Origin of the sequence: Desulfovibrio sp. (assembly GCF_009712225.1) — a bacterium.
GTDB lineage: Bacteria > Desulfobacterota > Desulfovibrionia > Desulfovibrionales > Desulfovibrionaceae > Desulfovibrio.
Genome location: NZ_WASP01000007.1, coordinates 121,656 through 138,087 on the forward strand (window position 1 = coordinate 121,656; position 16,432 = coordinate 138,087).

General features: G+C 59.3%; 13 protein-coding genes. 12 read left to right on the forward strand and 1 reads right to left on the reverse strand.

Annotated features, from left to right (window positions below):
* Nucleotides 1–52 precede the first annotated feature (52 nt).
* Nucleotides 53–970 carry a nitroreductase family protein gene (locus tag F8N36_RS10275; protein WP_291332720.1) on the reverse strand — a complete coding sequence of 306 codons (918 nt, stop codon included), beginning with the start codon at nucleotides 968–970 and terminating at the stop codon, nucleotides 53–55.
* A 142-nt stretch (nucleotides 971–1,112) separates the two neighbouring features.
* On the opposite strand from F8N36_RS10275, the gene fliR reads away from it, so the two are divergent.
* The 12 genes from fliR to rfbH all read left to right on the forward strand — a co-directional run bounded on the left by fliR (nucleotide 1,113) and on the right by rfbH (nucleotide 16,302).
* Nucleotides 1,113–1,904 (forward strand): flagellar biosynthetic protein FliR, encoded by a 792-nt coding sequence (gene fliR / locus F8N36_RS10280; protein WP_291332721.1) that lies wholly within the window; start codon nucleotides 1,113–1,115, stop codon nucleotides 1,902–1,904.
* Between the two features lie 30 nt (nucleotides 1,905–1,934).
* Nucleotides 1,935–3,002 (forward strand): NAD(P)-dependent oxidoreductase, encoded by a 1,068-nt coding sequence (locus F8N36_RS10285; protein WP_291332722.1) that lies wholly within the window; start codon nucleotides 1,935–1,937, stop codon nucleotides 3,000–3,002.
* Between the two features lie 41 nt (nucleotides 3,003–3,043).
* Nucleotides 3,044–4,192 carry an FkbM family methyltransferase gene (locus tag F8N36_RS10290; protein ID WP_291332723.1) on the forward strand — a complete coding sequence of 383 codons (1,149 nt, stop codon included), beginning with the start codon at nucleotides 3,044–3,046 and terminating at the stop codon, nucleotides 4,190–4,192.
* Nucleotides 4,193–4,195: 3 nt separating this feature from the next.
* Entirely contained in the window at nucleotides 4,196–5,257 is a 1,062-nt protein-coding gene (locus tag F8N36_RS10295) for a radical SAM protein (protein ID WP_291332724.1), read from the forward strand.
* Nucleotides 5,235–6,362, forward strand: coding sequence for a class I SAM-dependent methyltransferase (locus tag F8N36_RS10300; protein ID WP_291332725.1), 1,128 nt, complete (start codon nucleotides 5,235–5,237; stop codon nucleotides 6,360–6,362). Before F8N36_RS10295 ends, F8N36_RS10300 begins: the two co-directional genes overlap by 23 nt.
* Nucleotides 6,359–7,363, forward strand: coding sequence for a radical SAM/SPASM domain-containing protein (locus F8N36_RS10305; RefSeq protein ID WP_291332726.1), 1,005 nt, complete (start codon nucleotides 6,359–6,361; stop codon nucleotides 7,361–7,363). Before F8N36_RS10300 ends, F8N36_RS10305 begins: the two co-directional genes overlap by 4 nt.
* Before the next feature lie 90 nt (nucleotides 7,364–7,453).
* Nucleotides 7,454–9,286 carry a glycosyltransferase gene (locus F8N36_RS10310; RefSeq protein WP_291332727.1) on the forward strand — a complete coding sequence of 611 codons (1,833 nt, stop codon included), beginning with the start codon at nucleotides 7,454–7,456 and terminating at the stop codon, nucleotides 9,284–9,286.
* A gap of 150 nt (nucleotides 9,287–9,436) precedes the next feature.
* Nucleotides 9,437–10,270 carry an N-acetylneuraminate synthase family protein gene (locus tag F8N36_RS10315; protein WP_291332728.1) on the forward strand — a complete coding sequence of 278 codons (834 nt, stop codon included), beginning with the start codon at nucleotides 9,437–9,439 and terminating at the stop codon, nucleotides 10,268–10,270.
* Between the two features lie 150 nt (nucleotides 10,271–10,420).
* A complete protein-coding gene (locus F8N36_RS10320) occupies nucleotides 10,421–12,226 on the forward strand; it encodes a thiamine pyrophosphate-binding protein (RefSeq protein ID WP_291332729.1) in 1,806 nt (601 codons plus the stop codon).
* Nucleotides 12,227–12,262: 36 nt separating this feature from the next.
* Complete coding sequence (locus F8N36_RS10325; protein ID WP_291332730.1) at nucleotides 12,263–13,513, forward strand: SIS domain-containing protein; 1,251 nt, start codon at nucleotides 12,263–12,265, stop codon at nucleotides 13,511–13,513.
* An 84-nt stretch (nucleotides 13,514–13,597) separates the two neighbouring features.
* Complete coding sequence (rfbG, locus tag F8N36_RS10330; protein ID WP_291332731.1) at nucleotides 13,598–14,716, forward strand: CDP-glucose 4,6-dehydratase; 1,119 nt, start codon at nucleotides 13,598–13,600, stop codon at nucleotides 14,714–14,716.
* On the forward strand, nucleotides 14,716–16,302 hold the full coding sequence (gene rfbH / locus F8N36_RS10335; RefSeq protein ID WP_291332732.1) for a lipopolysaccharide biosynthesis protein RfbH: 1,587 nt from the start codon (nucleotides 14,716–14,718) through the stop codon (nucleotides 16,300–16,302). Before rfbG ends, rfbH begins: the two co-directional genes overlap by 1 nt.
* Nucleotides 16,303–16,432 lie beyond the last annotated feature (130 nt).

Here is a 16,432-nt window from a genome sequence, read left to right on the forward strand (position 1 = left end):
GGGGGGGGGGGGCCCCCCCCCCCCGCCGCTTTGCATTGTGCAGCCGCCCCGGCTAGGGCCGGGTCACCGAGGCAAAGCTGCGCTCGATACCCCGCGTGTAACGCACGCGTGAATGCCCAAACAGCACCACCAGCCCCTCACGGCTTTTGCAGCGGATGCCGTGCCGCTGCCGAAAACGCGCGGCGCTGCCGCCCCACTGTATAAGCGGATGCATGGAGCCGATCATGCAGGTTCCAAGGCCCAGCGCCTCGCCCGCCAGCATGGCCAGGGTGGCGGCCACCACCGGGTCGGCGGGGTCGGCCAAGGGCGAGGCGTAAAAATACATGAGCAGGGGCGCATCGTAGGTAACAATGTTTGTTCCCTCATCCATGGAGGCCGTAAAGGCCGCCAGCGCCGGCCGCACAAAATTGCTGAAAAGCTCGTGGTTGGCCCTGCCCCAGAAGGGGCGCATCAGGGTGAGAAACCATGGAGCGGTGAGCCAGCGCAGGGTTTTGAGGTGCTCGCAAAAATCACGGGTAAATCCCCTGCTCTTTTCAATGCTGTCCAGCACAAGCACGTTGACGTCCGAGGGCGGCACTCCCGTGGGCGCGGTACGCGCCGCGTCAAGAATTGCCTGCACCTGCTCCTGCGGCACCGGGTCTGGCAAAAATTCGCGCACGCTTCTGCGCCTGTGCAACAGGGCCTGCAGGCTGACAAAATCAGCGGCGCGGTTCTGGGGCGGCAGCAAAAACATATCTTGCGGCGCAAGGCTGCGCCCGCGCACACTTATGGCTCCCGCAGGGCAAACAGCCATGCAGTGGCCGCAGCCCACACAGCCAAAAAGAGACTGCGGCGCAAGACAGGCCTTGCCCTCGCAGAGCCGCAGATTAAAGTCCTTGCACACGGTTACGCACAGGCCGCAGCCCGTGCACAGGGCGCTTTCTATGCTGACCGTTGCCGCCTCTTGCGTGCGCGATGTGGGAATGGCCATGCCGCCCCCCTTGTAGATAGTGCGGAAAGGATGTGCTATCTCCAAATTCAGTCAGGTCCACGCCAACTATTCCAGAATGTTGTGGGCCCGGATCGTCACGCCCCTGACAATAACATGGCAACCTTTTTGCAAATCTGCCCCTATGGACGTTTTCAGCTATAATCCGGCCAGCGTACTCAGCCTGCTGCTCACCATGATGCGCGTGAGTATCGTCATGTTTATGCTGCCCGTTTTTTCTACCAACAACATCCCCATGCAGGTCAAGGGGGCCATAACCATCGTCTTTTGCCTTGGTGTGTGGCCGCATCTTGCCCTGAACGGCGCCGCCATGCCAGCACATCCTTTTGATGTGGCCATAATGATGCTTGGCGAAGCGGTGCTTGGGCTGGTGCTGGGAATGGCTGTCAATTTTCTGTTCATGGGCATTCAGGCGGGCGGCGAACTGCTGGGCTTTCAGATGGGTTTTACCATGATCAATATCGCAGACCCGCTCTCCGGCAACCAGACCGGCGCAACGGCCTTTTTTCTGTGGATGGTGTCCCTGCTGGTTTTTCTGGGGCTGGACGGGCATCTGTACATGATAAAAGGCTTTGTTGCCTCGTTTGACCTTGTGCCGCCGGGCCAGCTTTTTATTGGTTCCATCGTGCTGCGGCAAATAATGTACCTGGCATCGCAGATGTTTGTGCTGGCCCTGCAGATTGCCGCGCCGGTCATGGTGGCGCTGTTTCTGGTCGAAGTTTCGCTGGGTCTCATGGCGCGTACATCGCCGCAGATACCCATTATGGAATTTGGCTTTCCCATCAAGATTGTTGTGGGGTTTTTCTTTCTGGGGCTGCTCATGGTCATTATGTCCGACCGCATCGCCTCCTTTGTGCAGGGGCTCGACGGCCTGTTTGGCAACCTGTTGCGCGCCATGAGCCCCATGTACCAGTAACGTTGACGCTGTAGCATCAGGGCACACCACGTGAAAACAGTTGGCACCACAAACCACAGTCTGCAGGCAGCCGATCTGGAATCCTGCGTGCTTCGCCTTGGCAGCCGCCTTGAGCCACTGCGTGGAGCCGCAGTGTTTCTGACTGGCTGCACGGGCTTTATCGGCAAATGGCTTGTGGAAACCCTGCTCTGCGCCAACGACCTGCTGGGCTTGAACTGCCACCTGCACCTGCTGACACGGTCACCTCAAAAATTTTTTCAGTCAATGCCGCATGTTGCTGACAGGGACGACCTTGCGACCGTTGCCGGAAGCCTGCTGGACGCGCCGGAATCGGTCTTTCCCGCAATGGACTATGTGGTGCATGGGGCCAATCTGGTGGTTTTGCCAACGCAGGAATGGGCCGCAGACCACTGCCGTCTGGCAACGCTGGGCACAGAGCGCCTGTTCCGTCTGGCGGCCAGCCGGGGCTGCCGCGCGGCCCTGCTGCTTTCGTCCGGTGCGGTTTACGGCACACAGGCCCTAGCACAGTCGCCCCCTTTTGCTGAAGAACCACAGCCCCTCACCGAGCGCATTCACGAATCTGTGCTGTACGGCGAAACCAAACGGTTCACGGAACTTTTTGCCGTGGCATTGGGCCAGCAGTGCAACATACGCGTGTCCGTGGCCCGCTGCTTTGCCTTTTGCGGCGGGCACCTGCCCCTGAACAGCCCGCACGCTCTGATCAGTTTTATCAAGGATGCCTGCGCAGGGCGCGAAATCTGCATCCGGGGCGATGGCCTGGCCCAACGCTCGTACATGTACGGCAGTGACATGGCAGAATGGCTGCTGGCAATGCTCGTTCACGGCCCGCACGGGCAGGCCCTCAATGTGGGCAGCGAGCAGGCTGTTTCCATTGGGGATTTGGCGCAACTTGTACAAAAATTGCATGGTGGCGGCAGGGTGCGGATACTCAACGAAACAGTGTCGGCCAACGCACCTTCCGTCTATTTGCCAGATACGAAGCTGACACGCGCTACGCTACGCGTGAAAGAAACGGTTTCCCTTGAACAGGGCTTGGCAAACACACTGGAATGGTTCAACAATAGTGATCAGGCCTGAGGGACAGGCACGCAAGGCCACATCTGAAGGCAGGAGAAACAATGAACAGCCAGAAACAGCAGATACTTGATCTTGTCCACAGCCGCTTTGACGAAGCAAAGGCTTACAGCTTCAGCTTTGTCAATTATATAAAAGAGTTTTGCCGTGGCAGAAAACTGTGCCTTTTTGGGGCTGGCGGCATTGGCCTTTCTACCTACTACCGGCTCAAGGGCAAGGGACTGCAGGTAGCGCTGTTTTGCGACAACAAACCGCAGAAAATCAACACCGAGATTGTTGACGGCATTCGCTGCGTCAGCGCCGACGAACTGCTGGCAAGCCACAAGGATTGCTGCATTATCATTACTGTTGGCCAGGGTCGCGAAATCATGCAGCAGCTCTGCGCAGGCGGCAGAGCCGATGCCATACACTGCGCAGCGCCCACCATTGCCTACTACGGCGAGGTGCTCAACAGCATTTCCAAAGAAGCCCTGTACCGCAATGTGCAGAACCTGCTTGCCGTGGTGGATGACGAAAAAAGCCTGCGCATCGTGCACCGCACCCTTGCCCATGCCCTCATGGCAATGGAAGGGCAAACCACAGGCTTTGAGTACGACGACATCTATTCCCCGAACCAGTACCTGCCCGACGACATCCCTGTGCTGCGCGATCAGGCCACATATGTGGACTGCGGGGCCTACGATGGCGACACACTGCGCTACATGTTTGACCGCCCCGAAGGCCGCAGACTTGCCCGGTATTACTGCTACGAGCTCGACAGCACCAACTACGCGCGCCTTACTGCCAGTCTCGAAGCCCTGCCCGACGACCTGCGGCACAAGGTGGTGCTGAAAAATTTTGGTGTGGGCGAAAAAGCCGAACAGATCAAGTACGACCCCACCGGGTCAGATACCTTTGCCAGCGCATCCGGTCTTTGCACCGGCAATCTGGTGGCGCTGGACGAAGACCTGCGCGATGTGGCCGTGGGCTGCATCAAGATGGATATCGAAGGTGCGGAGCCGTACGCCCTGCGCGGGGCCTCGCATCTCATTCAGCGTCACAGGCCCTCGCTGGCCATATGCACCTACCATTCCCTCGAACACCTGTGGGAATTGCCACTCTACATCCATGACCTTGTACCGGAGTATACCATCCGGTTCAGGCACCATACCCGAAGCATGTTTGAAACCGTGTGCTACGCCACGGTGGAGTAAGCCATGAGCACAGCAGCAAAAAAGCAGATTGAAATGGAGCGCAGGGCCAAGCTCATGCGTGAAAAGCCCTATGTGATGGAAAAGATCTTTAAATACCCCGAGCTGCGCGCTCAGGGCAAAAGCACTGCCATCATTGATTTTTGCTACGACTACAAGTGCAACATGAACTGCACCCACTGCTGCAACCTGAGCTTTGCCAAAAAGGAACGGCAGCTCGGCATTGCCGACGTGCACGATTTTTTTGAGCAGGCCGACGCGCTGGGGCTGGCGCAGTGCTGCATTTCGGGAGGCGAACCCCTGTTCTTTGACGATCTCGACGACGTGGTCAAAGCCGTTAACCCCGAAAAATTCCATATTGCCATGAGCACCAACGGGTTGCTGCTCAACCGCGACATGGCCCACCACCTCAAGGCCATTGGCGTGGACAAGGTCAAGATCAGCGTGGACAGCATAGACGCCAACGAATACGCCAAAACGCGCCGTCAGGGCAAAACCCTGAGCACCGCCATTGACGCCCTGTTCCATGCCAAGGAAGCGGGCCTGCAGGCCGTGGTGCAAACCGTTATCGCCCACCAGAACGCCCAGACGGAGCAGACCCGCAAGCTGGCGGCCTTTTGCCACGAAAACGGCTTCAACATGGATATCATCATTGCCCGCGCCATCGGCGCCTGGGAAGGCAAGGAGGAAATTCTCATCACGCCCGAAGACAACAGGTTCTTTCGCCAGCTCAGCCTTGAATACCCCGAGGCCCACCGCGATACCTTTCCCACCTACGGCGAAACCGCGGGCACATGCGGCTGCGTGGACAAGGTGCTGCACCTGACCAGGTACGGCGACATACTGCCCTGCGTGTTCATCCACATTGCCATTGGCAATATCTTTGAAGAAAGCCTGGCAGACATCATCAAGCGGGGCAAATCCATACGGCATTTTGTCAATCCCGGCCCCCTGTGTCTTTCTGGCGAGCATCGGGGCTTTATCCGCAAATACATGTCGAAGTTCTACGGAAAACCCCTGCCCATACACTGGAGCGAGGCCTTCGATGCAGACGACTTCATCGCCTAGCTGCCGCCTGTGCGGTCGTGCGCTGCCGCCCCAGGCTTTGCTGCACTACAGCAACATGCCTGCGGCGGCCCAGCATCTGCCTGGGCCGGAAGACCTTGCCCACGACCACGGCATTGATCTGGTCATCAAGCAGTGCCCCGCATGCGGGCTGGTGCAGCTCGACGCGGAGCCCGTGGCGTACTACCGCGAGGTTATCCGCGCATCGGGCGTTTCAGGCGAACTCAAGGACTTCTATACCCAACGGCTTGCGACCTTTGCCCAGCGCCACAACATTGGTGGCAAGGCCGTGCTTGAGGCTGGCTGCGGCGAGGGCACGTATCTGGAATGCATCAACAGGGCGGGCATGCGCGGCTTTGGCGTGGAGGCTGGCACAAACAACCTGCGCCAGTGCGCCGAACGCGGCCTGCAGGTTACCGAAGGTTTTTTTGACAGGCAGCTCGACCTGCCCGGCGCGCCCTTTGCGGCATTTTTCATGTTCAATTTTCTGGAGCACGTACCCGATCCGCGTGGCTACCTGCTGCATCTGGCAGACCACCTGACCGACGACGCCGTGGGGCTTGTGGAAGTTCCCAGCTTTTCCATGATGCAGCAGCAGGCCCTGTATACGGAGTTTATCGCCGACCACCTGTGTTACTACACGCCTGAAACGCTTGGCAGGCTGGTGGAGCTGTGCGGCTTTACCATGGTAGAGTGCGAAAATGTGCGCGGCGATTACGTGCTGGCCGCCACCCTGCGCAAAAGGCCACGCCTTGTGCTCGACGACAGCAACGTACAGCGCAACGCCGCCGCCATGGACAGCTTTATTGCGGCACACGGCAACCTCGCTGTGTGGGGGGCCGGGCATCAGGCATTTACCCTGCTGGCCCTTTGCCGCAACCACGCGGGCGTCAGCTGCATCATTGATTCCGCCCCGTTCAAGCAAGGCCGGTTTGCACCCGTTACGCACATTCCCATTGTTTCCCCGGCCAGCATCGGGCAAAGGGGCATACAGAACATTCTTGTCATTGCAGGCAGCTACTCACAGGAGATTGCCACGCTGATCGGGCGGCAATACCCCGAAATACAGGCATTTCTACTCAATGACGACGGGAGTATAAGGGCGTGATTACAAAATACACCGCACTCAAGGAAACGCGGGTCAACCTGCGTGAGGCCATACCGCTGCCCAAGCCTTTTACCCTGCTTCTTGAGCCCTCAAGCCTCTGCAATTTCAGCTGCAAGATGTGCTTTCAGAGCGCAGAGCACCAGGGTAAATTCAAGGAAAAACGCGGGCTCATGCCCATGGATATTTTCGAAAAGGCCATTGCCGAGGCGCAGGCCTGGGCAAAACTGAAGGTGCTCAAACTGTGTGTTTACGGTGAGCCGCTCACCAACCCCAATTTTTGCCGCATGCTGTCCATGGCCTGTGCGGCGGGCATTGCAGAAAGGGTGGAAACAACCACCAACGCATCCCTGCTCACGGCCGAAGTAGCCGAGGCCATGATCGCCGCAGGGCTCGACTACGTGCGGGTGTCCATTTACGGACACGATGAGGCAAGCCACGCAGCCACGGCGCGCACAAAAACCCCTTTGCAGAAAATATACAACAATTTAAAATTGTTGCAGAGCATGAAACGTGCCGCTAAAGTGGAACTCCCATTTGTGGCGGTCAAGATGCTTGATACCTTTGACCCGCAGCGCAACGGGGCCTTCAAGGCTGCCTTTGCAGACGTGGCGGACGAGCTCTACCTGGACCAGCCGCACAACTGGGTTCAACCGGCAGAAGAATCGTTTATCGACAAGATCGTGCCCGAATCCTTTGCCGAAAACCGCACCGGCCAGTATGCCTGCCCCATGCCCTTTACCACGCTGGCGGTACGTTCCAACGGCGATGTGGCTCCCTGTTGCATAGACTGGTACGGCTCAACAATCATTGGCAATATCAGGCAGCAGTCATTGCAAGAACTGTGGAACAGCCCTGCGCATAAAAAGCTTATGTATTTGCAGCTGTCTGACAACAAAAACATGAACCCAAGCTGCGGCGGGTGCAACCTGCCCCAGAACCCCCACTACACCAGAGACAATCTGGACGGCGTCGATCCCGGCATTGTGGGTACGTTTGAATAAAGGGCCTGGCCCGGTTCGCGCTGCCCGCACAAACGGGCGGCATGGCGGCTGGCATGGCAATGGTATTCTCTGCACTGCGCGGGAGGCTGTATGCGGTTGTTGTTTCTTTGTCTGAAAGAAAGCCCCACCCTGGCCCAGGGGCGGCTGATGGTAGAAATTGAAGACAGGATGCTTCAGCTTTTTCCCGGCAGCGTCATGTATGGCCCTGGTTACGACAATTTCAAGACCTGCGACGTCATGGAGATTCTGGAGGAATACGGCGGCGAAAACAGCTTTGACGGTATTTTCTGCCGGGTTCCCGAGCGGGAACTGGCGGGCGACGCTCTGGGATTTCACTACGCGCTGAAGTACCAGCTTTCCTCAAACCTGTGGAATTTTCCCGCCAATCTGGGCAAGAGCAAACTGCCCAAGCTGCTGTGGATAGCAGACTGCTGGCACCTTACCCCGCAGGACTGGCGCCGCGTGCTGCTCACCACCGGTATAAACGTGGTCATGAGCGGCATTGTTCCGCCATTTTTTGACAGAAGGGCCTTCAATTTCTACTTTTCGCGCGAGCTGCAGGAGCAGGTGACCTTTCTGCCCTACGGCATCTTTACCTCGCCAAACATCTTTCATAACCCCGGCGTTGCCAAGGAGCACGACATCCTGCTGGCAGGCGCCCAGGTGCCGGAATTTTACCCCCAGCGGGCCTACATGCGCGAGGCCTTCAACAGCTCAGACCTTTCTGTCTTTGAACCGCCGCATCCCGGCTACAGCCAGCTTGAAAACGTTTCGCCCGTCAGCGCCTATCCCGACTATCTGCCGCGTTGCAGAATTTCGGCCTTCTGCTCTTCCAAGTTCCACTTTCCCACGCTCAAGCTGGTGGAGGCCATGGCGAGCAAAACCATTGCCCTGTGCGACAGCATCTACGGCATCGAGCATCTGGGCATGGAGCCAGACAGGCACTTCATTCTGGCAGACAGCAGCAACTGTGTGGAAAAAGCCCGGCGCTGGCTCTCAGACCCCGACCTTTACAACGAAATGGCAGAGGCAGCCTACGAGCTTTTCCGCACGCGGCACACGCTTGAAATACGCCTCAGGGAGCTGGCGGAGCTCATACCCGCTGTACTCAACGGCCAGCCCGCTGGCGGCTGGGCGGCCCTGAGCCCCAACCACAGGCTGGTGTGCGCCATGCGCCGCAGCAAGGCAGTGGAAAGCACCGAGCCCGGGCCGGTCACCACCACCCGCGATTACTGGGAAAGCCCTGTTACCGTGCAAAAGGATACATGGCAGTACTGGTACAGGCTGTTTCCCGTGCACCAGATTGACGAGGGTATTGCCCTTTCTGTACGCATACCCCCCAATGTGGGGCTACGCATGGCCGCCGTGGGACACATGGAAGTTTTCAAGGCCCAGTGGCTGCTCGACCTCATCCAGCAGAAAAACATGCGCACCTTTCTGGAGATCGGCACCGGGGCGGGCTACCACAGCATTTTGTGGGCGGAATACCTCAAAAAGAGCGGCAGGCGCGGGCTTGTACTGGCAGAAGACGCCATTGCCAGCAACCAGCTTATCGCCTGCATGAGCCCGCAGTATCTTGATATGCCCCTGAACCGCAGCCTGCTGTGGGAGGGCATGCCCATTACAGGGGATATCCAGTTCATCCCAAGGGCAGCAAACCGCTTTGCGCCGCTGGCGGGCAAAAAGCTCGACTTCATCTTTTTTAACGGCACGGCAAACGTGTGGGCAGATTATGAAGAACTGCGCCACTGCGTGGGCGCACGCACCATTGTGGCCGTGAACATGTACGGCCCCGCCTTTGCTGATCGCGTTGAGCAGGCACGCAACATCGCAAAAGAGCTGGGCAGGAATATTCTTCATCTTGATTTCGGCCAGTATGATTCTGGTCTGGGAATTATTATGCCCGAAGCATTTTCTGCGTGACATTCTTGCAATGGCATTTTATTTGCATAATATTTACAACGAAAAATTTTTGAAGCCCAGCAGCATACTGGCACGGTTCCAGCGACAATTGGTCATTGAAACTGGCGCAACATCGCACCATCCAAATCTCCAACGTGAAAGGGTATGCCCATGAGCGTCTTTATCATCGCAGAAATTGGCATCAACCATAACGGTGATCTGAAAATTGCCAAGGATCTCATTCGGCAGGCGACCAGCGCTGGCTGCGATGCTGTCAAATTCCAGAAGCGTGACATTGACATTGTATACACCCAGGAATTTCTGGATTCCCAGCGCGAAAGCCCCTGGGGCACCACCCAGCGCGACCAGAAAGCCGGGCTGGAATTCGGCAAGGCCGAATACGATGTCATTGACGAATATTGCAAAAAACTGGGCATCGAATGGTTTGCCTCGGCATGGGACATGAACAGCCTGGCATTTCTTGACCAGTACGACTGCAAGTACAGCAAGATCGCCTCGGCCATGCTTGTGAGCGAACCCTTCTTGCGAGCCGTGGCCAGCCGCAAGCGGCACACGTTCATTTCTACCGCCATGTCCACCATTGAGCAGATAGGTAATGCCGTAAGCATCTTCCGCGAGATGGACTGCCCCTTTGAGCTCATGCACTGCGTTGGCACGTATCCCATGAAGATCGAGCACGCCAACCTGCGCTGCATTGAAACCCTGCGCGAAACCTTCAACTGCCCTGTGGGCTACAGCGGGCACGAAACAGGCGTGGCCATATCTGCGGGCGCTGTCATGCTCGGGGTTTCGTCGCTTGAGCGGCACATCACCCTCGACCGCGCCATGTACGGCTCTGACCAGGCGGCCAGCCTTGAGGGTGCTGGCATCCACCAGCTCTGCCGCTACACGCGCATTCTCGAGGCCGCAATGGGCGACGGCGTCAAGCGCATTCTGCCCGAAGAAGCCGCCGTGGCCAAAAAGCTGCGGGCGCATCTGAAGTAGCATTTCTGCGGGCATGCGTGCCCGGCTGGCAACAGGGCCGTGGGCCTGTGACAACGCCTTGCTGGCTGTCGCGGGCCAGGCGGCATTTTCTGCAACACGTAATGACACGCCCGGCCAGTGCCGGAGGGTGTGAGGCTCGGGTACAGGTTCATGATGACAGTAGCTGCCTATATATTTGATTTTCTTGTCGCCAGAGATGTGCGGCAGGCCTTCATGTTCACGGGCGGTATGGCCATGCACCTCAATGACGCTCTGGCCTCGGAGCAGCGCATAAACACCCTTTGCTGCCATCACGAGCAGGCCTGCGCGCTGGCGGCAGAAGGCTATGCCCACGTGACCGGCAAACCCGCCATTGTGCAGGTTACTTCCGGCCCCGGAGCACTCAACGCCATGACTGGCGTGTTTGGAGCCTATGTGGACGGCCTGCCCATGATTGTCATTTCGGGCCAGTCCAAACGCGAAACCCTGTGCGCCACATACGGCCTTGTGGGTCAGCTGCGGCAGGCGGGCGAGCAGGAAGCCCAGATCATTCCCATGGCCCGTTCCATCACCAAGTATGCCGTGGCGGTGCAGGACCCCTCGCGCATTGCCTACGAAATGGAAAAAGCGTGGCACATGGCTGTTTCTGGCAGGCCCGGCCCGGTATGGATCGAGATTCCCGTAGACGTACAGGGCATGAGCATCGAGCCGGAAACCCTGCCCAAATTCCACCAGCCCCTCGTGCCCCCGGCAGATCTTGCCCCCCTAGCGGCGGATGTCGCCAAGGCCATTGCCAGCGCCAAACGCCCCCTGCTTGTGGCTGGGCCGGGATTGCGGGTCGCGCATGCGGTGGAGGACTTTCGCGCGCTGGCCAAGCGCCTCAACTGCCCCGTGCTCTGCGCCGGAACGCTCGACATCATCCAGAAGGAACATCCGCTCTACGCGGGCGGCATGGGCAACGTGGGAACCCGGGCGGGTAACATAAACGTGCAGAACGCCGACCTGCTGGTATTTCTTGGCGTCACCATGCACCTGACCATGACCACCTACAACTGGAAGGCCATGGGCAAAAATGCCCGCAAGATCGTGGTGGAATGCGAGGCCTCAGAGTGCGAACGCCCGCAGTACCCCGCCGACACCACAATACTTGCCGAAACCGGCGCCTTTGTGCGTGCGCTGGATGCCGCCTGCACGGCCCGGAACTGTACTGTACAGGCCACGTGGCTCGATTTCTGCCGCGAAAGGGTGCGCCTGCTGCCCGCCGTGCCGGAACGGCTGCACACGATTGACGCCCAGGGGCGCGTCAACCCCTACTGGTTTGCAGAAGAACTTTTCAAGGGGCTGAATGACGGCGACGTGGTAGTGCCCGGCAACGCCAGCGCTGGCGTCACCGCCCAGCAGACTGGCAGCCTGAGGCCCGGGCAGCGGCTTATTGCCAACTTTGGCAACGGCCCCATGGGTATGGCCATACCCGCAGCCGTGGGAGCGGCCACCGCAGCGCCTGGGCAGCGCATCATCTGCCTCGACGGCGACGGCAGCTTTATGCTCAACATGCAGGAACTGGCCACAATCAGGCAGCACGACCTGCCTGTCACCATATTTATATACAATAATGACGGTTACATGTCGATAAAGCAGACCCAGCGCAATTTCTTCAGGCGCCAGCTGGGCACAGGGCCGCAAACAGGCCTCGGATTCCCCTCGTTTGAGGGGGTTGCGGCGGCTTTTGGCATTGCCTACCGGCGCATTGCTGGCGAAACGTGGCAGCAGCAGCTTTTACAGGCTCTTGAGCAGCGCGGCCCCCTGATTGTGGAAGCCATGCTTGATCCCGAACAGGGCTTTGAACCCAAGATTGCAGCCAAAAAGCTGCCCGACGGGCGCATGGTTTCCCTGCCGCCCGAAGACATGTTTCCTTTTCTTGACCGCGGGCAGTTGCAGTCGCACCTGCTGTTTCCCCTTGAAAATCAAGGGGACTAGGCCGGGGCAGACTGAAAATTGAGGATGGGACAACAGATGCAGAGTATCATTCAGACACACTGGCAAAGGCTGGTATCGCGCTTTCCGCAGTGGGAGCAGGCCGAGGCCTCCTTTACGCAAACAGTGCAGCTGCTTGCCGACTGTGTTGCGCGCCGGAACAAGATACTCCTCTGTGGTAACGGTGGCAGCGCCGCCGATGCCGAGCACATCGCCGGCGAACTCATGAAGTCCTTTGTGCTGGCCCGCCCGCTGCCTCAGGAGTTTTTGCAGCGAATCGAAAGCACCTATCCCGATCACAAAAACACCCTGTCCGCCCTGGAATGCGGCATTGCCGCCATTTCTCTGGTTTCTGGCGTGGCCCTGCCCACGGCCTTTGCCAACGATGTAAACGGCGAACTGTGCTTTGCCCAGCAGGTGTACGCCCTGGCACGTCCGGGCGACGTGCTGCTCGGCATCAGTACCTCGGGCAATTCGGCCAACGTCAATCATGCCCTGCGGGTGGCCCGCCTGCTCGCCTGCGCCACGGTGGGCCTCACTGGCCGCACCGGGGGAGAAATGTCGGCCCTGCTGGACGTGGAGCTGCGCGCGCCCTCCAGCATCACGGCCCATGTGCAGGAATTGCACCTGCCCATGTACCACGCCCTGTGCGCCTGCCTTGAAGAATGCATTTTTGGAAACCCCGAAACGGGCTGCCCCCCCTCCACGTGCGGGGCAACAGTACACGGCCATGGCATGGCCGCGCAGGCCAAACAGACATGGCAAGCGACACAGCCTCCACTTACGCAAGACAAGGGCAGCATGGCCGCCCTGCCGCCCCGGGTGGAGCTGCTGGTTTTTGACTTTGACGGCGTGTTTACCGACAACCTTGTGCGCGTGGACCAGCACGGCAACGAAGCCGTTTTTTGCAGCCGGGGCGACAGCCTTGGCATAGACATGTTGCGCGCCGAGCGTGTGCCCATGCTTATTCTTTCCACGGAAACAAACCCCGTGGTTTCGGCGCGGGCTGGCAAACTGCGCATTCCCGTCGAACAGGGCTGCGGCAACAAGGCGGCCTTTCTTGCCGCGTACATGCAGCAACAGGGCATTGACCCCCAAAACGTCGTCTACATGGGCAACGACGTCAACGACCTTGCCGCCATGCGGCTGGTGGGCTGCGTGGCAGCGCCCGGCGATGCCCACCCCGCAGTGCTGAACATTGCGCATGTCGTTACCACGGCCCCCGGTGGCCGGGGAGCCGTGCGCGAAGTGTGCGAGGGCATCTGCGCAAGGCTTAAGCGCCCAGACTAAAACGCTGCCCTCACCATGCGGCACCACATTTCTGCTCTGCGCTGTGGCCCTGTACTTGAAACATCCGTATTATTGGGGGGCGACATGAATACCCTTGAACACATGCAGACTGTATTTAGCGGGCGGCGGGTGCTGGTTACCGGTTCCACGGGTTTCAAGGGTTCGTGGCTGTGTCTGTGGCTCAGGCACTTGGGCGCGGAGGTTCTGGGCATCGGCCTTGACCCGCCAAGCGAACCATCCATGCACGAGGCACTGCGACTGCACGAGGTGCTGCGCCACGAACGCGTGGACATCAGGCAGCTGCCCCATCTTGCAACGTGCGTGCAGGATTTTCAGCCAGAAATAGTGCTGCATCTGGCGGCGCAGGCCCTGGTGCGCCCCTCGTACGAAGACCCCATCAACACGCTGCAAACCAATGTCATGGGCACGGCCCACCTGCTCGAGGCCTGCCGCAAAAGCACCTCGGTACGGGCCGTTGTCATTGTCACCAGCGACAAATGCTACCGCAACAACGAATGGGTGTGGGGCTACCGCGAAAATGACCCCATGGGCGGACACGACCCATACAGCGCCAGCAAGGGCTGTGCAGAACTGATAACAACATCGTATATCAAATCATTTTTTGCCCTCAACGATTACGGCAAAACCCATCATGTGGCCGTGGCCTCGGCCCGCGCGGGCAATGCCATAGGCGGGGGCGACTGGGGCAAGGACCGCCTGATTCCCGACTGCTTCCGCGCCCTGCACGAGAGTCAGCCCATCCACATCCGCTACCCATCCGCGGTGCGGCCCTGGCAGCACACCCTTGAATGCCTGAGCGGCTATCTGCAGCTGGCAGCGCGGCTCTATACTGACGGCCCCAAATACGGCTGCGGCTGGAACTTCGCGCCCATCGACATGGGCGATGTATGGCCTGTGGAACGTGTTGTACGCCGCATCTGTTCCCTGTGGGGAGACGGTTCGTATGTGGTGGACAAGGGCGCGCAGCCCCACGAAGCCCACATGCTTTGTCTTGACTGCACCAAGGCAAATATTGAACTTGGCTGGCGGCCCCGCTACAAGGTGGCCGAAGCGCTGGACGCCACAGTGGCCTGGTACCGGGAATGGTCACGCAATCCCGATGCAGAACACATGCGCGCCTTTACCCTGGGCCAGATTGACGCCTATGTCGCCACAGATACTACGGATAACGAGGTTGAGTGATGCAGATTGATGCGGGGCAGATTGTTCAGGCTGCCGGAATGGACGGCAACTATTATGCCGTACTCCATTGTCATGGGGCCGGGGGCTCGCTGCATCTGGTGCGCCTGCTGGCCGAAGCCCCGGACAATGGGCCGCAGTATGTGCCGCTGGGCGGTGACGCCTTTGCTGCGCCCGATCAGTCCCAGGCACTGGCCTGCGCAGACATATGGGAAACCCGCTCGCTGCCCTCTGCCCAAGCAGTTGCCACGGGCGCGCGCCTGACGCAAAACGCGGTTGACCGCGTGCTGCGCGCCATGGGTCGCTCTGTGGCGCGGGCGCATTACCACGCCGTGCACGCTCCCCGCCCCTTCAGGGCCGACCAGTCCCCTGTGCCCGTTTCCGGCAAGTGCTGGGGACCGGAAGAAATGGAAAGCCTGTGCGAGGCCTCGCTGGATTTCTGGCTGACCTCTGGCCGTTTTGGCGAAGCTTTTGAAAAAGCCTTTGCCGCCCACCTTGGACGAAGGTATGCCCTGGCCGTCAATTCCGGCTCTTCCGCAAACCTGCTGGCCATGGCGGCCCTATGCTCGCCGCTGCTCAAAGAGCGCAGGCTCATGCCCGGCGACGAGGTCATCACCGTTGCCGCAGGCTTTCCCACCACGGTGGCCCCGCTGGTGCAGCTGGGCCTGCTGCCTGTCTTTGTGGACGTAACCCCGCCCACCTACAATGCTGTTGCCGAGCAGGTTGCCGCAGCCGTTACGCCGCGCACACGCGCCATATTTATGGCACATACTCTGGGTAACCCCTTTGACCTTGCCGCGGTGCGGGCCGTAGCCCAAAAGCACGACCTCTGGCTGGTAGAAGACAGCTGTGACGCCCTCGGCTCTACCTACACCATGGACGGCAGCACGGGAATGTGCGGCAGTTTTGGGCATCTGGCCACGTTTTCATTCTATCCGGCCCACCACATGACCATGGGCGAAGGCGGAGCAGTGGTGTGCGACGATCCCCTGCTGCGCAAGATTGTTCTGTCACTGCGCGACTGGGGCCGCGACTGCTGGTGCGCCCCGGGCGTGGACGACACATGCAAGCGCCGCTACCAGTGGAAATTTCCCCTGCTGCCCGAGGGTTATGACCACAAATACGTGTATTCGCACCTTGGTTACAACCTGAAGATTACAGACATGCAGGCGGCTGTGGGGCTTGAGCAGCTCAAGCGGCTTGATGGATTTACGGCCATACGCAAGCGCAACTTTACCCTGCTCAGCGAAACACTGGCTCCGCTGGAAGGCGGCCCCCTCATGCTGCCCCGGGCGACCGAACACTCGGATCCATCGTGGTTTGGCTACCTGCTTACGGTAGACCCAGCCTGCAACCGTGAAGACCTGCTGCAATATCTCAACAGCCGCCGCATCGGCACGCGCCTGCTGTTTGCGGGCAACATGACGCGGCAACCCTGTTTTGAGGGTGTGCCCCACCGGGTTTTTGCCGATCTGCGCGGTACGGACCAAATCATGCGCCGCACCTTCTGGATTGGCCTCTACCCCGCCCTGACCGAAGACCATGTGCTGCACGCGGCGCAAGCCCTGCGCGACTATTTCAAAGTGTAAAAAACGCCTTTGGCAGGCGACCAGATACAACAGGGGCGAAGGTTCCGGCATATACCGGCACCTTCGCCCCTGAACCATTTCAAAACCGGTGCGGAATCTGCCCACGACAGGAGTCACCCATCAGGCAGGC